20 protein-coding genes are annotated in these 21056 nt (G+C 66.2%); 11 read left to right on the forward strand and 9 right to left on the reverse strand.

Features of this window, described 5'->3' with window-relative positions; translation table 11 throughout:
* Genes C7402_RS28340 through C7402_RS28350 form a run of 3 tightly spaced genes read left to right on the forward strand, consistent with a single transcriptional unit; the run spans window position 1 to window position 2770 of the window.
* The gene (locus tag C7402_RS28340; RefSeq protein ID WP_116612963.1) at window positions 1-783 is read left to right on the forward strand and encodes a hypothetical protein; all 783 of its coding nucleotides are present in this window, start codon (window positions 1-3) and stop codon (window positions 781-783) included.
* On the forward strand, window positions 780-1811 hold the full coding sequence (locus C7402_RS28345) for an electron transfer flavoprotein subunit alpha/FixB family protein (protein WP_116612964.1): 1032 nt from the start codon (window positions 780-782) through the stop codon (window positions 1809-1811). The genes C7402_RS28340 and C7402_RS28345 overlap by 4 nt, the downstream gene beginning before the upstream one ends.
* 23 nt (window positions 1812-1834) lie before the next feature.
* The gene (locus C7402_RS28350) at window positions 1835-2770 is read left to right on the forward strand and encodes a LysR family transcriptional regulator (protein ID WP_116612965.1); all 936 of its coding nucleotides are present in this window, start codon (window positions 1835-1837) and stop codon (window positions 2768-2770) included.
* Between the two features lie 68 nt (window positions 2771-2838).
* On the opposite strand, the gene C7402_RS28355 is transcribed toward C7402_RS28350, so the two are convergent.
* From C7402_RS28355 to tcuA, 4 genes are all read right to left on the reverse strand, one after another.
* Window positions 2839-3651, reverse strand: coding sequence for an aspartate/glutamate racemase family protein (locus C7402_RS28355; protein ID WP_112176576.1), 813 nt, complete (start codon window positions 3649-3651; stop codon window positions 2839-2841).
* 66 nt (window positions 3652-3717) lie between these two features.
* A complete protein-coding gene (locus tag C7402_RS28360; protein WP_116612966.1) occupies window positions 3718-4299 on the reverse strand; it encodes a cysteine hydrolase family protein in 582 nt (193 codons plus the stop codon).
* Window positions 4300-4315: 16 nt separating this feature from the next.
* The gene (locus C7402_RS28365) at window positions 4316-5071 is read right to left on the reverse strand and encodes an SDR family NAD(P)-dependent oxidoreductase (RefSeq protein ID WP_116612967.1); all 756 of its coding nucleotides are present in this window, start codon (window positions 5069-5071) and stop codon (window positions 4316-4318) included.
* A complete protein-coding gene (tcuA, locus tag C7402_RS28370; RefSeq protein ID WP_208949014.1) occupies window positions 5061-6569 on the reverse strand; it encodes an FAD-dependent tricarballylate dehydrogenase TcuA in 1509 nt (502 codons plus the stop codon). The genes C7402_RS28365 and tcuA overlap by 11 nt, the downstream gene beginning before the upstream one ends.
* Before the next feature lie 265 nt (window positions 6570-6834).
* Between tcuA and C7402_RS28375 the strand changes: the two genes are divergently transcribed.
* Window positions 6835-8214 (forward strand): MFS transporter, encoded by a 1380-nt coding sequence (locus C7402_RS28375; RefSeq protein WP_165842015.1) that lies wholly within the window; start codon window positions 6835-6837, stop codon window positions 8212-8214.
* Between the two features lie 43 nt (window positions 8215-8257).
* On the opposite strand, the gene C7402_RS28380 is transcribed toward C7402_RS28375, so the two are convergent.
* Window positions 8258-9031, reverse strand: a complete 774-nt coding sequence (locus C7402_RS28380; protein ID WP_116612970.1) for an SDR family oxidoreductase — start codon at window positions 9029-9031, stop codon at window positions 8258-8260.
* A gap of 190 nt (window positions 9032-9221) precedes the next feature.
* Here C7402_RS28380 and C7402_RS28385 point away from each other — a divergent pair, with 190 nt between their 5' ends.
* Window positions 9222-10175: a LysR family transcriptional regulator gene (locus tag C7402_RS28385; protein WP_116612971.1), complete on the forward strand. Its 954-nt coding sequence runs from the start codon at window positions 9222-9224 to the stop codon at window positions 10173-10175.
* 24 nt (window positions 10176-10199) lie between these two features.
* On the opposite strand, the gene C7402_RS28390 is transcribed toward C7402_RS28385, so the two are convergent.
* Window positions 10200-11372: a porin gene (locus C7402_RS28390; RefSeq protein WP_116612972.1), complete on the reverse strand. Its 1173-nt coding sequence runs from the start codon at window positions 11370-11372 to the stop codon at window positions 10200-10202.
* A gap of 508 nt (window positions 11373-11880) precedes the next feature.
* Between C7402_RS28390 and C7402_RS28395 the strand changes: the two genes are divergently transcribed.
* From C7402_RS28395 to C7402_RS28420, 6 genes are all read left to right on the forward strand, one after another.
* Window positions 11881-12726 carry an IclR family transcriptional regulator gene (locus C7402_RS28395; RefSeq protein ID WP_116612973.1) on the forward strand — a complete coding sequence of 282 codons (846 nt, stop codon included), beginning with the start codon at window positions 11881-11883 and terminating at the stop codon, window positions 12724-12726.
* A 113-nt stretch (window positions 12727-12839) separates the two neighbouring features.
* Window positions 12840-14489 carry an OPT/YSL family transporter gene (locus C7402_RS28400; RefSeq protein ID WP_208949015.1) on the forward strand — a complete coding sequence of 550 codons (1650 nt, stop codon included), beginning with the start codon at window positions 12840-12842 and terminating at the stop codon, window positions 14487-14489.
* 112 nt (window positions 14490-14601) lie between these two features.
* Window positions 14602-15546 carry a DUF1177 domain-containing protein gene (locus C7402_RS28405; protein ID WP_116612974.1) on the forward strand — a complete coding sequence of 315 codons (945 nt, stop codon included), beginning with the start codon at window positions 14602-14604 and terminating at the stop codon, window positions 15544-15546.
* A gap of 10 nt (window positions 15547-15556) precedes the next feature.
* Entirely contained in the window at window positions 15557-16246 is a 690-nt protein-coding gene (locus tag C7402_RS28410) for an AroM family protein (protein WP_116612975.1), read from the forward strand.
* Window positions 16243-16956 carry a dipeptidase PepE gene (pepE, locus tag C7402_RS28415; RefSeq protein WP_116612976.1) on the forward strand — a complete coding sequence of 238 codons (714 nt, stop codon included), beginning with the start codon at window positions 16243-16245 and terminating at the stop codon, window positions 16954-16956. Before C7402_RS28410 ends, pepE begins: the two co-directional genes overlap by 4 nt.
* A complete protein-coding gene (locus tag C7402_RS28420) occupies window positions 16953-17615 on the forward strand; it encodes an aspartate/glutamate racemase family protein (protein WP_208949016.1) in 663 nt (220 codons plus the stop codon). The genes pepE and C7402_RS28420 overlap by 4 nt, the downstream gene beginning before the upstream one ends.
* Here C7402_RS28420 and C7402_RS28425 read toward each other — a convergent pair.
* From C7402_RS28425 to C7402_RS28435, 3 genes are all read right to left on the reverse strand, one after another.
* Window positions 17612-18502 carry an MBL fold metallo-hydrolase gene (locus C7402_RS28425; RefSeq protein WP_116612978.1) on the reverse strand — a complete coding sequence of 297 codons (891 nt, stop codon included), beginning with the start codon at window positions 18500-18502 and terminating at the stop codon, window positions 17612-17614. The two genes, C7402_RS28420 and C7402_RS28425, sit on opposite strands and share 4 nt — an antisense overlap.
* A 34-nt stretch (window positions 18503-18536) precedes the next feature.
* The gene (locus C7402_RS28430) at window positions 18537-19883 is read right to left on the reverse strand and encodes an MFS transporter (protein ID WP_116612979.1); all 1347 of its coding nucleotides are present in this window, start codon (window positions 19881-19883) and stop codon (window positions 18537-18539) included.
* Between the two features lie 106 nt (window positions 19884-19989).
* A complete protein-coding gene (locus C7402_RS28435; RefSeq protein WP_116612980.1) occupies window positions 19990-21018 on the reverse strand; it encodes a succinylglutamate desuccinylase/aspartoacylase family protein in 1029 nt (342 codons plus the stop codon).
* Window positions 21019-21056 lie beyond the last annotated feature (38 nt).

The following is a 21056-nucleotide window of genomic DNA, read 5'->3' on the forward strand; positions in this document are numbered from 1 at the left end:
ATGCAGATCTGCGTACTGCTCGCGGGCGTGCTCGACCCGAAGTGGCCGCTGCCCAAAGGCGACTGGCTGCATGACGCCGCGTTGCTCGACGGCATCGCGCGCAAGCTCAGTCCGTTCGATGAAGCCGCGCTCGAAGTGGCGCTGCGCCTGCGCGAATCGCTGCCAGACGCCACGCTTGCCGTCTACATGCCCGAGGGCCCCGGCGCGCTCGGCTTGATGCGCGCGGTCGCGGCGCACAAGCCCGAACACGTCGCGCTGCTTGCGGTGGACGACGCGGCGCGCTGGGACCCCGCCGCCTTCGCGCGCGAAGTGGCGGCGGGCGTGCAAGCGGCGAGCGCGGGCACATTGTGGCTCACCGGCCGCGAATTCGGCGATCTCGACGACGGCGCTTTCAGCGCGTGGCTGGCGCGTGAAGCGGGCGCAGCGCTCGTGACGATGGCGGAGGAACTGCGCGTGGAGAGCGACGGCGCGCTGCGGGCCGTGCGCACGCGCAGTCATGTGACCGAACACGTTCGCGTGCCCGCGCACTGCGTTGTGACGCTGACGAACGCGCGCAGCAACCGCTTGCGCCATCCACTCATGAAGAACGTCATGCTCGCAAAGAAGCTGACGATCGACACGATCGCCCGCCAAGGCGGCGGCGAGGTGCGCATTGTGCCGATGCAGCTTGTCGCCGCGACAGGCGTGGAGCGCGCGCGGCGCGCGCCGCTCGACGCCGCCGCCGGACTCGAAGCCCAACTCGACGCCGTTCTCGAACTTCTTGATAGCGCAGGCCCGACGTGACCACGACTTCCCCTTCCCGCCTCGTCGCGTTGCTGCTCGACGAACTCGACGACGTCCAGCAACTCATGCGCCAAGCCACCGACGCGCTGGAATTGGCCCGGCCGCAGGGCCTGGACGTGCACGCCCTATGCGTGACGCGTACGCATCACCCCGATCTCGCGGAGCGTCTGCAACGGTTGCCGCTCGGCAAGATCGTCTGCATCGCCGTCGCGGACTTGCGCGACCCGGTTCAGGCCGCCGATTTCACCAGTGTGCTCATGCGCGCGCTCGAAGCGCAAGCGCTGGATTCCGGCGATTGCGTCTGCGCGCCCGCTGGCGCGCTCGGCGAAGAAGTTGCCGCAAGACTTGCCGCCGCGTTCAATGGTTGCGCGCTCGGGCGCGTGCAAGGCGTGTCGCTCGACGCCAACGGCGTGCACGCCGATCGCGCGGTTTTCGGCGGGCGCAGCACGGTGCGCGTTCGCTCGGAACGCGGCCCCTGGTTTGCGGCGTTGCGCACTTCGGGCGCGGGCAGCGCACCGGTCGCGCCCGCTACGCCTGGTTTGCCGGAATGGCAGGAGGCGTCGAGCGGGCCGCACGACGCCGACGAGATCGTGCTGGTTGCGGGCGACGCCGCGCGAATGCCCGTCGAAACGGCGCGCGTCGTGGTGAGCGGCGGCCGCGGCATGCAGGGGCCGGAGGGCTTCGAGTTGCTCGCGCAACTCGCCTCGCGCCTCGATGCGGCGCTCGGCGGGAGCCTTCCCGCCGTCGACGCCGGGTGGGTGCCCGTCACGCATCAGGTCGGCCAGTCCGGAAAATTCGTGAGTCCTGCTATCTATCTCGCGGTGGGCATCTCCGGCACGCCTCAGCATCTGGCGGGCGTGAGCGCGACGACGCGCATTGTCGCGATCAACAGCGACGAGGAAGCGGACATCTTCCGGGTGGCGGACGTGGGCATCGTGGCCGACTGGGGTGAATTTCTTCCGGCGCTCATCGCGCGCGTGGACGCGAGCCGTAACGCCCGTGCCGACGCGCGCGAGGCAAGCCGGTAAGCGGACAATTTCAACGAGGAAGCATGGACAGACTTTGGGCAATGGAAGTATTCGTGCGCGTGACCGAATGCGGCAGCTTTTCGCGCGCGGCGGAGTCGCTGAATCTAGCGAACGCGACGGTCACGTCGTGCGTGCGCAATCTGGAGAAACATCTGGGCGTCACGCTCTTGCAGCGCAATACGCGGCACCTGCGCCTCACCGACGCCGGCGAGCGCTTTCATTCGCGCTGCCGGGTGCTGCTGGAAGGCGTGCACGCCGCCGAGCAGGAGGCGGCGCAGGCGCAGGCCGAAGTGCGCGGCACGCTCAATGTCGAAGCGCCCATTGCGATCGGTCATGCGCTGCTGTTGCCGGCGCTGCCGTCGTTTCTCGCGCAGTATCCCGGCCTCTCGGTCAATATCAATCTGACCAATCAGCCGCACGCGCTCATCGAGCGCGGACTCGATCTGGCCATCCGTATGGACGCCGTGGAGGATTCGGAACTGGTCGCGCGTCCGCTCTACAGCGCAAGCTATATCGTGTGCGGACGCGCCGATGTCGCGGATGCCGTGCGCGAGCGCTCGCCCGCCGATCTCGATCCGTCACTGTGCCTCGGCCTCCTTCCCGAGGGGCGGCCCGAGCCGCAGCCGTGGCTTTTCGCGCGCGACGGCGAGGAAACCGTTGTTTCGCCGGAAGGCAGGCTCTCGTTCAATAGCTCCGATGCGCTGGTGAGTGCGGCATGCCGGGGTCTTGGCCTCGTTTGCGTGCTCGATATCTTCGTGCGGCAGGAGCTTGCCGATGGCCGCCTCGTTGCCGCCTTCGATGCGTGGGATCACGGCGGCCGCGCGTTTCACCTCGTCTCGGCGAAGGCCAGTTTCGTTTCGCCGAAACTCAAGGCGTTCAGCGATTTCATGCTAGAGGTGATCGGCCCGCAAAGCCGCCCCGATCATCGCGAGCGCATTCCGGTACAGCGCGGGCGGTAGCGTAAGCGCATCAATTACGCCACTCAAAGCACGCCGGCCCATGCTTCGATGCACGGGCGGCGTATTTTTCATTTTGCGTGCAGCTTGTCGAGGCCGTAAAACGCGAGTATTTCCTGTACGCGCGTCGTGTCCGGCTTGCCCGAGAAGTATCCGCGGCGGCAGGTTCCATGCGCGCCCGCCCGGCGCAGATCGACGAGCGTTTCAGCGTCCTTGACCCAGGCGGCCAGCGAATCGACCACGGGCACACCGTCGACTTCGCGCACGCCGTTGCGCGCGAGCAGCACGTTCAAAGGCGCTTCGCCCGGGATGATGACTTCGGCGCCCTGGGCAATGAGGCGGCGCGCGCTTTCCTGAAACGTTGCGATGAGCCGCGAAGGCTCGCTGAATGCTTCGAGCACGTCGCCGAACTGAAAGCCGACATGACGTGCACCGGCGAAGCGCCCGCCAAGTCCGTGGCGCACCGCATTGTCGGCCACGAGTTCCGCGAGTTCGTCGATGAACACGAGCACGCCGAAGCGCCGCCCCAACTGACACGCGCGCAGCATTGCCGATTCGCCATAGCCGACCACCGGAATGTCGAGCAACGCCCGCGTTTCGCGCAACGCGGGCTCCGGCAGCGTGCTGATCGCGTAGGCGTCGAAACCCTCCTCCTGCGCGCGCACGCCGGCCGAGAGAAACTGCAAGCCGTGCAGATACTGGAGCGAGGCATACTTGATGTCGTCGCCGGGATAGTTCGTGCGATACGTCCCCGGCGCCATGCCGTGCATGACGATTTCCGTGCCGGGGCGCGCAATCGCGCGAAAGTGCGCGTCGAGCGCGTCGCTGTACGCGCCGAGGTCGGAGAGGACGGTGAAGCTTTGATGCCAGATACGAAGGCTCATGTTGGCGTTTTCCGTAGGGTGGATCGAAGCCAGCCGGGCGTCCGCTCCCGACCGGCCCGTGGCGCGTTACGCGAACGTCACGCTCTCCGATGTCTCGACGCGGCAAAAGCGCCGGATGCTGTCGATCGAATTCGCGTGCTCCTGCGCGGAATGCGCGGCGCAGCAGTCATCGAGCACCACCACTTCGTAGTCGCGGTCGTGCGCGTCGCGCACGGCGGCCTGCACGACGGCCTGTGTGGAGACGCCCGAGCACACGATGCGCGTGACGCCTTGCGCACGAAGCTGGGCTTCGAGCGTGGTCGAATAGAACGGGCTCACGCGATGCTTGACGATCTGCAAGTCGGTCTCACGCACTTCGATATCCTGATGAATGGCCGTGCCCCACTCCCCGAGCTTGAAAAGGCCCGCGGCGGGCGCGCCGGAAAAGACCGGCGAATTCGGCGGGCATTCATGGTAGTGCGCACTGAAGCCCACTCGCACGAACCCCACCAGAGCGCCGGCGGCACGCGCCTTTTGCAGCGCGAGCGAGGTCCGCGCGATGATCCCGCGTTCGCGCACCTGCTCGCCGAGCGGCCCTTTGCCGCTTGGGCCTTCCGCGTGAATGAGATCGTTCTGCATGTCCAGCACCAGATAAATGGTCTTGCTCACTTCGTATTCCTCTTGGTTAGTCACAGTACATTCCGCCGTTGACGTCGAGTATTTCGCCCGTCACGAAGCCATTGTCCGGCGCGCACAGGAACAGCGCGGCGCGCGCCACGTCTGCGGGCGTTCCCATCCGGCCGGCCGGAATCAGCGCACGCAGCGCGTCGGGAAACCCGCTTGTCATCGAGGTCGCGATCGGGCCCGGTGCGACCGCATTCACGCTCACGCCGTGCGCCGCGAGTTCCTTCGCGAGAAAGAGCGTCAACATGTGCACGCCCGCCTTCGATACGCCATAGGCGACATTGCCCGCCCGCGCCTGTTCGGCCGCGTCGAGCCAGGGCCGCGCGTTGCCCGCGTTCTTGCCCACCACCGAACCGATATTGACGATGCGGCCGAAGCCGTTTGCCTTCATCGGCGCCATCGCCGCCTGGCAGGCGAGAAAAACGCCCTTGAGATTGATGTCGAGCACGCGGTCCCATTCGCTTTCCGCAAGCGTTGCCGCGCTGCCGAACGACACCACGCCCGCCGCGTTCACGAGTATGTCGAGTGCGCCGTGACGCGCGACGATATCGGCGACGAGACGCACGCTATCCTCTTGCGAGGTGACGTCCAACTGCGCCGGGTGAACGCTCGCCTGCTCCGCGTGCGCGGACGGCATTACCTTGTCCGCGCATATGACGGTGGCTCCCGCGCGTGCGAGCGCCTCGGTCACCGCCGCGCCGATTGCGCCCGCGCCGCCCGTCACGAGTGCGACCTTGCCTTCCAGTTCACGCAACATCTTCTCTCCTCGCCGGTTCGTTATGCGTCATGCTCCGGCGGGCCGCATGAGCGCCCGCCGCGCGGCCCACCACCGATCCTGCCGTGAGTCCGATGCCGCCCGCGTATTTCACGTAGTAGAGTCCCCCGACCATCTCGCCTGCCGCATACAGTGCAGGCAACGGTTCGCCGCTTTCGTCGAGCACTTGCCCGTTCACATTCACTTTCACGCCGCCATAGGTGAAGGTGATGCCGCAGGTCACGGCATAGGCGAAGTACGGCCCCGTATCGAGCGCGAGCGCCCAGTTCGACTTGGGCGGGTCGATGCCTTGCGTGCCACGACCGTCACGCTCGGCGGGATTGAACGGCACGCTGTCGTTCACGCCCGCGTTGAACGCGCGCACCGTGTCGAGGAATGCGGGGGCGTCCATGCCGTCCATCTTCGCGGCGAGCGCTTCGAGCGAGTCGGCCGTGATGCGTGTGGCGTGTTTCACGCGATATTCGTCGGGCAGCAGGTCGTGCGTCCTGGCGTCGAACACCTGCCACGCCACTGCGCCGGGTTGTGTCAGCACGTGCGCGCCCATGCCGGAATAGGTGTAGTTGCGAAAATCGCGGCCTTCGTCGACGAAGCGACGCCCTTGCGCATTCACCACGATGCCCAGCGTGAAATAGTTTTTTTGTTGATTGAGCAACGAGATGTCGCCGAACGCGGGCGCGTTCAGGTCGTAGAACACGGCATGACAGCCGCTCCAATTGCCGTGGGCGACGGCGCCCGCGCGCAGCGCCATGTCGATGCCGTCGCCGGTGTTGTAGCGCGAGCCGCGCACGCGCGCCAGGTCCCAGTTGTGCCCCAGATATTGCGCACGCCACGCGAGATTCGCGTGGAATCCGCCGGTGGCGAGCACCACCGCGCCCGCACGCAGTTGCCCTTCGCCTTCGCGCGTGCGCACGCCGACCACCCAGGCATCGTGCTCGCGCGTGAGGCGCGTTGCACGCGTGGCGTAGCGCACTTCCACGCCGGCCGCTTCGGCGCGCGCGAAGAGCGTCTCGACGAGTGCGTAGCCGCCGCCCGACACCTCCACGGTCAGGCCGCCCCAGAAACGATGCTTGCCGCCGACGCGAAACGACTGGCGGCCGTAGATCGGCGCGAAACGCACGCCTTGCTCGCGCAGCCACTTCATGGTCGGCAAGCTTTGGTCGACCACCTGCTCCAGCACGTCGGCGTCGGCGCGATAGCCGCTCATGGTCACCGCTTCTTCGAAGAATTGCGTCGCCGGGTATTCGCCGAAGTCCGCGCTTTCCCGTTCGGCGTCCTGCAAGTCTGGTATGAGTTGTTGTAGATCCTCCACGCCGTCGTAGGCGATGCGAAATGCGCCGCCCGTGAAGGCGGAATTGCCGCCGCGCTGCTCCAATGGCGCGCGTTCGAGCAGCAGCACGCGTGCGCCCTGCTCGCGCGCCGACAAGGCCGCGCACAGCGCCGCGTTGCCGCCGCCCACAACGATCACGTCACAATCATTCACGTCAACGCCCTCCAGGTTGGTGACGATGATCGCGCACGCTCGTTCAGGTCGTACAGGCAGGCAAAGCGAAAAGGATTTTTGAAAATCCTGGTGCGTGTTCGTGGCGTGTTCGTGGCGTGTCCGTAGCGGGTTTGCCCGCTTTGCATGATTGGCGCGGTTTATTCGGCTTTTTCGAATGCGCCGTTCAATGCTGGCGTATCGCGGGCGGCCGTGGCCGCGCATAGAGTGGCATAGCCACACCCGATCAGAACAAGGAGGAGAGACGATGCACGACCCTGCGAAAACAAAACCGGCGGTCAAAGTGGCGCTGGCCACGATGATCGGCACCGCGACCGAGTGGTACGACTATTTCCTTTACGGCACGGCTTCGGCGCTCGTGTTCGAAAAGCTTTTCTTCCCCAACTTCTCGCAGGTAGCGGGATCGATGGCCGTGTTCGCGGTGTTCGGCATCACGCTCGTCGTGCGGCCCGTAGGTGCGGCCATATTCGGCCATTTCGGCGACCGCTTCGGGCGCAAGAGCATGCTTGCGGTATCGATACTCGTGATGGGCGTGGGCACGTTCCTGATCGGGCTGTTGCCCACTTACGCGTCGATCGGCATCGCGGCGCCGCTCGCGCTGGTGTTCCTGCGCGTGCTCCAGGGCTTCGCCGTGGGCGGCGAATACGGGGGCGCAACCACGATGGCCATCGAATACGCCCCGGAAAACCGGCGCGGCCTGTATGCCGCCATTCCGCAAATGGGCAACCCGCTCGGCATGCTGCTCGGCACGATATCGCTCTATCTCTTCGCGAAGCTTCCGCAAGAGCAGTTTCTCGCGTGGGGATGGCGTTTGCCGTTTCTTCTCAGCGCCGTGATGGTCGCCGTCGGCCTGTATATTCGCCTCAACATTGCGGAAACGCCGGCGTTCGAGCGCGCCCAAAAGGCCCAGCACGCCACGCGCGCGCCGCTCGTGACGCTATGGCGCCACTACCGCCGGCCGCTCGTGCTCGTGATCCTCGCGCAGGCGGCGCTCAATGTCGGCTTTTATATCTATTCGACGTGGTCGCTTTCGTATCTCACCCACGAAGTCGGCACGCCGATTCATGTGGCGCTCATTGCTGTGATGGTGGCCGCCGCGATCAATGTGTTCGCCCAGCCGTTCTTCGGCATGTTGTCCGACCGATTCGGCAGAAAGCCGGTGTATGCGGCGGGCGCCGTGTGGCTCGGCGTCGTTTCGTTTCCGTTTTTCTGGCTGCTGCAAACCGGCTCGCCGCTGCTGATCACGCTCGCGATGATCCTCGCCATCACCATCGGGCACGGTGCGACGTACAGCGTGCAAGCAAGCTTTTTCTCGGAAGCGTTCGATACGACGGTGCGCTATAGCGGCTTGTCGATTGCCTACCACTTCTCTGCGGCGTTGTTTTCCGGCCCCGCCACGTTTCTGGCCGCCGCGCTCGTCGCGTGGACGCATAGCACGCTGGCCATTTCGGCGGCGATTTCGTGCGCAACGCTCGTATCGCTCGCGGCGATTGCGGGCCTGAAAGAAACCCGCAATGTGCCGATGGCCGACTCGCCTGAACGCTCCGCAGACGACGCGCAACAACGTTATGCCGGAGAACGCGGACATTCTCCGGCCGCCATCGATGTGAAACTCGATGCCAAGTGAGCCGCACGCTTCGTGAGACGAAGCCCGGCAAATCAATAGCGCATTACTTCGTCGTATACCCGCCGTTGATGAGGATGGTCTGACCCGTCACCCACCATCCGTCGCTCACGAGGTGACGGATGAACGGCACCACGTCTTCGATATCGGTCAGGCCCGTTTTCGAGAACTTCGACAAGGCCGCGGCGGTCTTGTGATAGGCCACCGCGTCCGCGCCCTCGGCCGGATAGAAGAACGGCGTGTCCATCGGGCCCGGTCCCACCGCCGTCACCGAAATGCCCCGCGCGCCGAACTCCTGCGCCGCTGCGCGCGTGAAATGCTCGACGGGCGCCTTGGTGCCCGCATAGGCCGCATAGAACGGTGTGAACGCACCGAGCAGCGACGTCACGAGCGTCAGGATCTTGCCGTTGTCGTTCACATGGCGGCCGGCTCCACGCAGAAAGAAGAATGCGGACTTCGCATTGACGGCGGCCATCTCGTCGTATTCCGCTTCCGTGATCTCGGTGAACGGCTTTTTCAGCACCTTGCCGACCGTGTTGATCGCGATATCGGGTCGCCCCACCGCGTCGATCGTGTCGGCAAACAGTTTCTCGACGGCCGCCGCGCCGGTCAGATCGGCCTGAAACGCGACCGCTTGCGCGCCCGCCGCCTTGACTGCGGCCACGGTTTCTTCCGCATCGGCGCGCGTGCCGGCGCTGTTGTAGTGAATGGCAACCGCGCGCGCGCCGTGGTTCGCCAGATCCCGGGCGATCAGCCCGCCGAGATTCTTCGCCCCACCGGCGATCAGAACGGTCTTGCCTTTGATGCTATGGTCAGACATGGTGCGCTCCAAATATGCCGCGGTCCGGTACGGCCGCAACTCCAGCAATGCTATATTCCGCCCATTGGCGATAGAACCCCTGTTTTCTGACCGCACCTGTCAGCCACGCCGAACAATGACAACGCGCTCGCACGCCACGCATGCGCGATGCGAGCGCCGCACCACCGCTGCACCACCACCGATTGACGCCATGGATCGTATCGATTTGCTGCGCGTATTCGTACGCGTCGTTGAGTGCACGAACTTCACCCGCGCCGCCGACACGATGGGCATGCCACGCTCATCCGTTTCGGCGGCTGTCCAGGAACTGGAAAAGCGGGTCGGCACGCGCCTGCTGAACCGCACGACGCGCACGGTCACGACGACACCGGACGGCGCGGTGTTTTATGAGCGATCCCTGCGGCTGATCGCGGACATGGACGAGACGGAAAACCTCTTCCGCGACTCCGCAACGGCGCCCGGCGGCACCCTGCGCGTTGACGTCCCGGCCCGCATCGGACGCCTGATCGTGGCCCCCGCGCTGCCCGGATTCCTCGAACGCTACCCGCAGATCGACATCGAACTGGGCATGACCGACCGCGCGGTCAACCTGATCGAGGAGCGCGTGGATTGCGCATTGCGCGTGGGTCCGTTGAGCGATTCGCAACTCATCGCGCGCCCGATGTTCGAGTTGCCGCTCATCAATGTCGCGAGTCCCGCTTACCTCGGCGCCCACGGTATCCCGCGCAGCCCAGTCGACCTTGCGCATCATCGGCAGATTGACTATGCGTCGCCGTCCAACGGCCGCGTGGCGCCGTGGGAGTGGTTGCAGGACGGCGAACTGCGGACCCTCGCCGTCGAGGGCCGCGTGACGGTCAACAGCGCCGAAGCGTACATTGCGTGCTGTCTGGCGGGGCTCGGCCTCATCCAGATTCCCGCGTACGACGTTCAGGCGCACCTGAGCGCGGGCGCGCTCGTCGAGGTCATGCCCGCGTACCGTGCGCCGCCCATGCCGATGACTTTGCTCTACCCGCATCGACAGCATGTGTCGCGCCGCATTCTGGTGTTTGCCGACTGGCTCGAACACTTGCTGGCAAGCCACGTTCGGCCAGAAGGTTCACACGCGAAACGCGGAACGCCGCGCGCCGCCACGCGCAAGCGATGAGCGGCATCGGCTTGCGCGAGCCGCTCAGAACTTGTGGCGAATGCCAACGGACACCGCGACCTGCGAAGGGCTCGACGAGGGGCCGCCCGAAGACTGGATATAGGCGAACTTCTGGAGCGTGCTGCCCACGGCGATCGACGCGTCTCCCGCGGCAAGCTGATACTCGGCCGATGCATAGAACTCCGTACGTTTGCTCATCGCATAGTCCACGCCGAGCGTCAATTGGTGCCAGCGCGGTTTCAGATGCTCGCTCGAACCCGCCACGTGGTCGGCGGTGCCGAACGTGAACGTGTAGTCCGCGATCAGGGAAAGCGGCGCGCTCACGCGGTAGCGCAGGTTCGCGTCGAGATTGTTGAGCTTGCGCTGCGCGCCGTCGTTGTAGTCGAGCTGCACGTTGCTGTAGCCAAGGCCAAACTGCGCCGCGCCCACGACATAGCCCACCCCGGTCCCCACCACCTGCTGCCGCGCCACGCCGCCATCCAGGCCATAGAAAAAGGCGGTGCCGTAGTCGTCGCCGTTCGATGACGACGCGCCGCCCAGCGCGCCGCTAGTGTTCGACGTCGAATTCGGGTGATTCATCAGCATGTAGCCCGCGCCGAACGAGAGCGGCCCGTTTGCATAGCTCGCGGCCGCCGACCATTCGCGGTTGTTGGCGAACGCGCCGGCCTGGTTGCTGAAGCCGTAGATGCTGGAGAACTTGAAGCCGGAAATCGTCTCGGTCGTGAGCTTCACCGAGTTGTTGACGCGGAAATACCAGTTCATGTCGTCGTTGTCGCCGATATGCGTCGCCGGGGTCCAGTAGCCCGAGCCGAAGAACGGCGCGACGATATCCGCGAGCGAGTCGGTCTGGCGGCCGAATGTCACCGTGCCCATGCCCTTCTGGCTCAAGCCGACAATCGCGGTGCGCGCGAACATGCGTCCCGCGCTATTGGTGCCGTTGGTCGCGTTGAAGCCGTTTTCCAGATTGAAGAGGGCGCTCAGTCCGTTGCCCAGCGCTTCCTCGCCCTTCACACCCCAACGGCTTCCGCCCAGCTTGCCGGATTGAAGCTGAACCGCCGACGAGCCCTTCTGGTTGCTCGTGTACGTCAAGCCCTCGTCGATGATGCCGTAGAGGATCATGGAGCCTTGTGCGTGCGCCGCTTGCGCGCCGAGTGCCGACACGGCGACACCGCCTGCCAATGCGAACTTCTTCAACATCCTTTTACCCCTTCTTCAGTAGTGGTCTGATTAACAATATTGGTTGTACTAATCAATGCATTGGCTTTTCACACATGGAGTTGCTCTGCGGCGGTGACGTTGCGCGATGCAAGGGACGAGCGTCGCCCGCGCGGTGGTGGTCACCCCGCACATGGATCAGAACCGATGCGTTGGCCGTTCAGGCGCTTTTTTCAGCGTGACCGATGCCGCCGGATTTTCACTGCTTGCGGTGGACGTTCACAGAAGCTTCCCCGTTGTGTGGTTCCGTATTTTGGAACCGTGTTCCAGATTGAAATTTATTCTAAGCGTTAGTTGGCGTCGCAAAAAAACGTTTTGATGCAGCTTCCGGGGTCGTGTGGTTTGGAACACAAATTATTTTTGAAACGCTTTCCGGGTTGCCTCTCCTTCGCTACGATATTCGATAAATTGGAACTCGGTTCCGTAAAATGGAACCGGCGCAAAGAAACAACGACGGTACAGCAGCCAGCGACAAACGACTGAGACACGAATGAGCATTCTCGAAACAGCAACGAGCGTTTTGCGCCTGATGGCGCGCGAGCAGCGCGAAATGTCGATGATCGACCTCGTCGATCAGTTAGGCATGCCAAAAAGCTCCGCCTCGCGGGTGCTCAAGCAGATGAGCGAAGCCGGGCTGCTGGAGCGGGACAAGAAGTCGCTCGCCTACCGGCCCTCTATGCTCCTGCTCGAACTGAGCCATCTCGTGCGCTCGTCCAGCGCGCTGATCGACATGTGCGCGCAGGCGCTCGAAACACTCGGCGAGCGTTTTGGGCATACGGGCTACGTTTCGGTGCTCGAAGGCAACGACGTGGTGGTGCTGCGCGTGCGGCCGGGCTCCCTCGCCTTTCGCGCGATGACGAACCCCGGCCACCGCTCGGCCTCGTGGGCGACCTCCACGGGCCGCGCGCTGCTTGCGCGCGAAACGGATGAACAGATCCGCGCGCGTTTCCCGCAAGGCTTGCGCCCGGAGGGCGCGCAGACGGTGAACGCCAACGCCGCGGATATCGGCGCCGATGCGCCTTTCAGCGACTCGCGCGCCCCGGCGCGCGGACCCGCCACGCTCGACGCCCTGCTCGATGAAGTCGCGCTCACACGCTCGCGCGGCTACGCGCTGGCGCAAAACGAAGCGCTCTACGGCGTGTGCTCCGTGGGCTGCTCGATCGCCGACCCGTCGAGCGGCGAATGCCTGTCGTTCTGCCTGAGCTTCCCCGCGGGCGCACAGGACGATGCGGCACTCGTGGCGCTCGGCGAAGCGGTTCGGGAGCAGGCGCGCACCATTGGCCGCTCGCTCGGCGACCCGTACTGGAGTGCCTTTCCCACGAATTCCACGCCGTAAAACCGGCGCTGAATGCAGTCAATCAGGCGGCGCGCCGCGCGCGCCCGCTCATTCCAATCCGCAGCATCCGCCACCCGCGTCGAGACATCGGCGTGTTTTTGACGAGACCACTCATGCATGCTTCGCACTCGCCTGACCATCAGCCACCCGGCGCGGGAGCGCCCGCGAGCGGCGGCGCCCAGCGCGCGCCGCAGGCGCATCCCATGGCGCTGTCGCCCGCCAATCTGCTGCTGCTCGCCGTGCTTAGCGTGCTTGGCGCGATCATCGGCATTGAACTGCTGGTCAAAGTGGGCGTGACGCCCAACACGGCGATCGTCGGCGCGCTGGCCGCGATGATCTGCGCGCGCGTGCCCCTGCGCTTTTTCCGCGCCTATCGCTCCGTACACGTGCAGAACCTCGCGCAAAGCGCCATCTCCGCCGCGACGTTCGGCGCGGCCAACAGTCTTTTGCTGCCGATCGCCATTCCCTTCCTGTTCGGCCGCGAAGACCTCGTGCTGCCGATGTTCGCGGGCGTCGCGCTCGGCATGCTGCTCGACGGCTACATGCTGTACCGCATGTTCGGCACCAGCGTGTTCCCGGCAACCGGCACGTGGCCGCAAGGCGTCGCGGCGGCGGAGGCGATCAAGGCCGGCGACGAAGGCGGCAAGCAGGCGCGCCTGCTCGGCGTGGGCGTGGGCGTCGGTCTGATCGGCTCGTGGCTCGGCATCCCGATGTCGGCGTTCGGCACGGCCTTCATCGGCAATATCTGGGCGCTCGGCATGCTGGGCCTCGGCTTTCTGATTCGCGGCTATTCCGTGCCGCTCTTTCACTTCGCCATCGACAAGGCCTACATTCCGCACGGCATGATGATCGGCGCGGGACTCGTCGCGCTGATTCAGGTCGGCATCCTCGTGCTGCGCGACCAGAAGGGCAACAAGGCGGCGCGCGGCGGTTCGCGTGACGATTCGCAGCTTGCGGCCGTGCCCACCGTGGCGAGTTCGCTGCGCTTCGGGGCGATCGCCTACATCGGTCTCGCCGCGCTGGTCGCGTTCATGAGCGGCATCTGGGGCGACATGTCGCCGGGCATGCTGGCGGGCTTCATCTTCTATGCGGCGCTCGCGGCCTTCGTGCACGAGTTGATCGTCGGCATCGCGGCCATGCACTCGGGCTGGTTCCCGGCCTTCGCGGTGGCCCTGATCACGCTGCTGATCGGCATGCTGATCGGCTTTCCGACCGTTTCGCTCGTCATGCTGTGCGGCTTTTCCGCCGCCACCGGCCCCGCTTTTGCCGACATGGGTTACGACCTGAAGGCGGGCTTCATTCTGCGCGGGCACGGTGAAGACCCCGAGTTCGAGCTGGCCGGCCGCCGTCAGCAGTTGATCGCGGCGATGCTCGCGTTCGTCGTCGCCATTCCGGTCGTGCTGCTCGCGCACCACGCATTCTTTGCGAACGGCCAGATTCCGCCCGTGGCGAAAGTCTACGTCTCGACGATTCAGGCGGGCGTGGCCCCCGGCATCCTGCATTCCCTGCTGATCTGGGCCGTGGTGGGCGCCGTGTTGCAGTTCGCGGGCGGCCCGAAGCGCCAGCTCGGCGTGCTGTTCGCCACCGGCCTGCTGATCGCGAGCCCGCTCGCCGGCTGGGCCGTGGTGACGGGTATTGCCATCCGGCTCGTGATCGAACGCCGCAACCCCGCCGCGAAAAGCAGCATGGAGGTGTTCGCCGCGGGCGTGATCGCCGCCGACGCGCTCTACAGCTTCTTCGGATCACTAATCAAATCGCGCTGAACATTCCGCCCTCCTGCCCCTGCGCGGCGCGCTGCGTTCAATCGCGGCGCATGCGCCTTCGGGCAGTGGGCTTCCTCACCCGGCATCCTCTTTGCAATCCGAGTTCCATCCTATGAGTCTTGCACAAACCCTACAGGTCTTCGAAGCCTTCGACAGCCGCTACGCCAGCGGCCAAACCGTGGTTGATCTGCTCGCCCCGTTCGCCGACGAAGGCGTGAGCGTCGACGTGACCGAGATCGGGGGCCCGAAGGGCACGACGGATTTCGTCAAGATTGCCATTCCCGGCGACAACGGCAAGCGCCGCGGCGGCACGGCCAAAACGCTCGGCATCGTCGGGCGGCTCGGCGGCATTGGCGCGCGGCCTTCGCGCATCGGTCTCGTGTCGGATGCAGACGGCGCCATCGCCGCCGTCGCAGCCGCGCTCAAGCTCGCGCAAATGCGCCGCAACGGCGACCCGCTGCCCGGCGACGTGTTCCTCACCACGCACGTTTGCCCCACCGCGCCCACGCGCCCGCACGACCCCGTCGACTTCATGGACTCGCCCATCGACACGGAGGACGTCAACGCCCACGAAGTCTGGGACGAGATGGACGCCGTGCTCTCGATCGACACGACCAAGGGCAACCGCATCATCAACCACAGCGGCTACGCGATCTCCCCGACCGTGAAGGATGGCTATATTCTGCGCGTGTCCGAGGATCTCATCCGGATCATGGAGATGACGAGCGGCAAGCCCGCGGTCACCTTCCCCGTGACGACGCAGGACATCACGCCCTACGGCAACGGCGTGCATCACCTGAACAGCATCATGCAGCCGTCCATCGCGACGAGCGCCCCCGTGGTGGGCGTGGCGATCACGACCCAAAGCGTGGTGCCGGGCTGCGGCACGGGCGCGAGCCACGAGGGCGACATCGCGCTCGCAGTCAAGTTCGCGGTGGAGGTCGCCAAGGAATTCGGGCGCGGCACCTGCGCGTTCCACGACGAGAAGGACTACGCGCGCTTGCTCGAACTTTATGGCTCGCTCGCGCATCTGAAGGTGCGTCATCCCGGTCGATGAGGAGGCCCACATGACAACACGAAAGCTCGGCACGTTGACGATCGGCCAGGCGCCGCGCGCCGACATCACGCCCATTCTCGACGCCCACCTGCCCGCCGCGCTGCCGCGCGTGCACATGGGCGTGCTCGACGGCCTCACGCGCGAGGCCATTGAAACGCGCTACGCGCCGCAACCGGGCAACGCCACGCTCGTTTCGCGCCTGCTCGACGGCTCGTCCGTCGTCATCGACAAGCCGGCCGTGCGCGCGGTGTTGCAGGAGAAAATCGATGCGCTCGCCGCGCAAGGCTGCGACGTGGTGCTCGTGCTCTGCACCGGCGAGTTCCACGGTCTCGAAGGCCGCGCCGCGTGGCTCATCGAGCCCGACCGGATCGTGCCGCCCGCGGCCGCCGCGCTCGCGGGCGAGCGGCAGGTAGGCATCGTCGTGCCGCTCGCGAGCCAGATCGACAGCGAGTTCCGCAAGTGGGCGGGGCTGCACCGCGCGCCGATCTGCGCCGCCGCCTCGCCGTACCGGAACGCCGACGAGACCGGCGAGCTGATCGCCGCCGCGCGCCAGTTGCGCGACGAAGGCGCCGACCTGCTGATTCTCGATTGCATGGGTTTCGTCGAGCGCCATCGCCAGATCGTGCAGGAAGCGAGCGGCTTGCCCGTGATCCTTTCCAACGCGCTCATCGCGCGACTGACTGCGGAGGTCCTTCAATGAACGCCCTGCTTCTGAGCAACTCGCGCGGCCCCGACGGCGCTTACCTCGTTCATGCGCTCGACGCGATTCGCGCGCTCACGCCCGGCGGCGGCCGGCAGACCACCGAAGCCCTGTTCGTGCCCTTCGCGGGCGTGACGATGAGCTGGGACGAGTACGCGGCCAAGGTCGCCGCCGCGCTTGCGCCTGCAAACGTGTCGCTGCGCTCGGTGCATACGTTCGCGAGCGCCGCCGAAGCGCAGGCGGCGCTTGCGCAGACGCAACTCATCGTCGTGGGCGGCGGCAACACGTTCCAGTTGCTCGCGCAATGCCGCACGCGCGGCCTGCTCGATCCGATCCGCGAAGCCGTGAAAGGCGGCGCGCGCTACCTCGGCTGGAGTGCGGGCGCGAATCTCGCCTGCCCGACCATCTGCACGACTAACGATATGCCGATCGTCGACCCGAAGGGCTTCGCAGCGCTCGATCTGATCGGCTTCCAGATCAATCCGCATTACACGAACGCGCTGCCCGCCGGGCATCAGGGTGAAACGCGCAACCAGCGGATCGAGGAATATCTCGTGGCCAATCCGCATGCGAGCGTGATCGGGCTGCCCGAGGGCGACTGGCTGCGCGTGGAGCATGATGCCGTCACGCTGCACGGCCCGCACGACGCGGTGCGCTTCGTGCACGGCGCGGCGCCGCAACCGCTTGCGCCCGGCGCGAGCCTTTCGTGAGTGCAACGATGACGCTCGGCATTATTCGCGTGCTGACGACGCAGGACGAGGCGGTGTTGCTGGAGCACGGCCGCCTCATCAAGGCGCAGTACGGCATCGACTCGTTCACGCGCTGTATCGCCGATCAGCCCACCGGCATCTTCGACGCGCACACGGAAGCGCTCGCCGTGCCGAAGATCGTCGCGCTCGGCCGGCAGATGGAAGCCGATGGCGCGCGTGCGCTCTTTCTGAGTTGCGCGGCCGACCCCGGGCTTGCGCTGTTGCGCGAGGCAGTCGGCATTCCGGTGGTGAGCGCGGGCAGCGCGTCGGCGCGCGTCGCGGCGCTCACCGGGCTGCCGGTCGCGGTGCTGGGCATCGGCGCGCAGGCGCCGCTGCCCTTTCGACGGCTGCTCGGCGAGGATGTCGCGTACGCGCGCCCCGAGGGCGTCACGAAAACCAACGACCTGCTCACGCCCGAGGGCCAGGCGGCGGCGCTGCACGCCGTGCGCCGGTTGCACGAGGCGGGTGCGCGGGTGATCGCGTTCTCCTGCACGGGCCTTTCGACGATCGGCTTCGCCGCGACGATCCGCGAGCACATCGGCTGCTTCGCCGTGGACGCCGTGTCGGCGGCGGGCATGTTCGCCGCCGAATTGCTCGGGCCCGCCAGGCTCGCCGCTTAGCTTCGCGGGTCGTCGAGGTAGCGCCATTCAAAGCCGTGCGCTCCCTTGCGCACCGTCCCGGCCGAGGTTTCGGGAAAGTGCGCGGGGAACACGATCGCACCGGTGTTCGCGGCGTGGTCGAGCAACCACTGCCGCGAGGCGCGCGCCTGGGGCAGATCGCGGCAGAACGTCGAATTCCACTCGGGACGATAGACCTGCAACGGGCTATGCATGACGTCCCCGGAGAACAGCGCCGCCTGCCCTGCCGAGCGAATCTCGATCGCCATGTGCGCAATGCTGTGGCCCGGCGTGGGCAGAAAGCGCACGCCGTCCACGAGTTGCGCGCCCGCATCGGGCACGACGCGCGCCTGTCCCGCTTCGATCACGGGCAAGACGCTGTCTTCGAACACCATGCGGCGCGGCTCCCCGGCGGGCGTCGCGAAAAAGTCGCGCTCGCCCTGGCTGAATACATAGGTCGCGTTCGGAAAGACGGGCGTCCAGCGGCCATCTTGCCAGTGCGTGTTCCATCCCACGTGATCGACGTGCAAATGCGTGAGCAGCACGAAGTCCACCTGTTCGCGCCGGAAGCCCGCCGCTTCGAAGCGCGCCAGCACCGGGTTGTCGAGCCGGTCGAACAAGGCGCTGAACGGCCGCGCCTTCGCATTGCCGATGCCCGTATCGACCACGATGGTCAGGCCGTGGACCTGCACGACCCACCAGTGCGTTCGCATCGGCACGCGCTGGCCCGGGAGGTCGAGGCTGGCCGCCGCGAGGCGTTGTTCCAGCGCGCGGCCGGCGTCGGCGTTCCAGTCGGGGAACAGGACGTCGGGCGCCAGCGCGAAGGCGGTTTCGTCGACACGGGTAACGATCGCGTCACCCACGGTCAGGCTAAGGAAAGCGTCTTTCATAACGATGTTCGTGTATTGAAGGCCCTGGAGCGTCTCACTCCGTAGCGAGAGTATGCCGAACCGGCACGCGGCGCATGGCCAGTGCATAGAGTGCGGCGCCGATGAGCGCGGACACGCCGCCGGTCACGGCCAGCGCCACGCCCAGGCTGTTGCCGGTGTGACCCAGGCGCTCGTTCAGGTAGCCGACCGCAAGCGGGCCCACGCCGCCGCTGATCGCGTTGGTCATGAACACGAGCAAGGCAAGCGAGCGGCCGCGCATGCGGTTGGGCACGGCGATCTGCAACGGCACGGGGGCGAGGCCCATGGCGATGCTCGCGGTGAACGCGCAAGCGCCATAGAGCGTGATCGCCACGGTGCTGCTGCCGACGAGCGGCATCGCAATCGCGGCCGGCACCAGCACGGCAACCGCGCCGGCGGAGAAACCGAGCACCTTGCGCAAGGCGCTTTCGTCCGTGACGCGGGTGGCGAGCATGCCCGCGCACGCCACGCCGAGCGTTCCGCCGATCATGTACGCTGGCGCGGCCAACTGGCCCACGGCCTTCGGCGTGAGATGGAAATGCCGCATCAACAAGCTGGGGAACCACGCCGCGTGCGAGTAGAACAACGTGATCAACGCCACATAGGCCGCGAAATACGGCAGGCAAAAGCGATTGCGCACGAACAGTTCGGTCACGACATCGCGCAGCGACGGCATGACATCGTTCGCATGCGCCGCATGCGCATGGGTTTCCCGCCGGGCGGGCTCGCGCACCGTGCAGGCCACGAGCGCCGCCAACAGGAGTCCGGGCAGGCCCACGGCGATGAACACCGCCTGCCACGGCTCGACGCCATGTGCCGCGAGCCACGCGCCGCGCTCGCCGTGCGCGGCGGACAACAGCAGGCCGCCGCCGAACAACGCCACCCCGCCACCGACATAGGGCCCGAGCATGAAGACACTGTTCGCGCGCGTCACGCGGCGTGGCGTGAAGATGTCGCTGAAGATCGATAACGCGGCGGGGCTAAGCGCCGCTTCCGCGATCGCGGTGCCCGCGCGGGCGGCGAGCAGTTCGGGAAAGTTCGAAGCGAAGCCGCATGCCGTGGTCGAGATCGCCCAGATGGCGATGCAGACGGCGATCAGCTTCACGCGATTGCTCCGGTCCACGAGCCGCGCGACGAAAACGCCCGCCGTCGCGTAGCACAGCGTGAACGAGAGACCCTGCAACAGGCCGATCTGCGTATCGGTGAGCGCGAGCGACTGCTTGATCGGCTGCACGAGAATGCTGACGATCTGCCGGTCCAGATACGAAAACGCGAAGCACAGGAAGAACAGCAGCACGACGTAGACCGGATGGCGCACTTCGCCGGAGAGCGGCCGGGAGGCGTGCGCGGGCGGTTCGGTCAACGCAGTCGTGGGCGTCGATGGCGTCGAGGGAGGATAGGGGCTCAAGCGGGGTCTCCTGATGATGAGGCGGCGAGCGGGCAACCTGGTCGGTTGTCTTGTCCGGCGCTCAGTCGACGACGGCGTCGGCGGCGAGCAACGCGATGCAGTCGCCCGGCTCCACGCGTGCGAACGTGCGCAGGCACATGACCTTGGCGTGCGCCTGGAAGCGGAGCTCGCGCGGCGCTTGCCAGGGCTGGTGCGGATCGAACAGGCGTCCGGCCAGTTGACCTTCGCGAACGCGATCGCCCAGTGCGAAAGCCGGTTCGAACACGCCCGCAAGCGGCGCATACACATAGTGGGCCGTGCCTTCCACGCGCAGAAAGCGGGTGTCGCTCGCGGGCGGCGCATCGGGCTCCCGTGTCACGCCGAGCCGGTGCAGCACGCGGCTCAGGCCGCTTTCGACGATCGCGAGATTGGCTGCGTCGCAGCCCGCGTGACCGCCGAACTCGCCGCACAGGAACAGCTTGCCGTGGCGTTCGGCCGCCGCCGCGAACGTGCGGTCTTCGCCGAGCAGATCCATGATCATCGTGTCCGGTGCGCCGAACGCGCGCACGAGGTCGAGATAGAGCGCGCGCTTTTCGCTGGTATTCGCGCCCCGCTCCGGCGGCGAAGCGAGCAGCGTGGGGAGATGGTCGAACGACGCGCCTCCGGCGTGAAGATCGATCACGACGTCGGCGCGCGGCAGCAGTTCCGTTTCGACGTAGTGCGCGATCATTTCGGTCGGCTGGCCGTTGCGCGCGCCTGGGAACAACCGGTTGAGGTTGCCCCGGTCGATGGGCGACGTGCGCGAGCCATTGGCAAAAGCGGGGAAGTTCAGCGCGGGAATCACGATGATGCGCCCGCGGATCTTCATCGACGGCAACCGCTGCAACAGCTTGAACAGGGCGACGGGCCCCTCGTATTCGTCGCCGTGATTGCCGCCCGTGAGCAGAACCGTCGGCCCCGTGTCCGTGCCGGCGTTGAGCACCGCGAGAGGAATGGGAATGTGCCCGTAGGCCGAGCGGTCGTGCGACCAGGGCAGACGGAGGGCGCCGGTCTGGAAACCGGTGCGTTCGAAATCCACATCGGTGGCGATAAGCGAAGCGGGCTGGGTCATGGCGCGATCGGAGAGCAGTGAAAGGCGGGGCAGCGCCC

The organism is Paraburkholderia unamae (assembly GCF_003096875.1).
Classification (GTDB): Bacteria; Pseudomonadota; Gammaproteobacteria; order Burkholderiales; family Burkholderiaceae; genus Paraburkholderia; species Paraburkholderia unamae.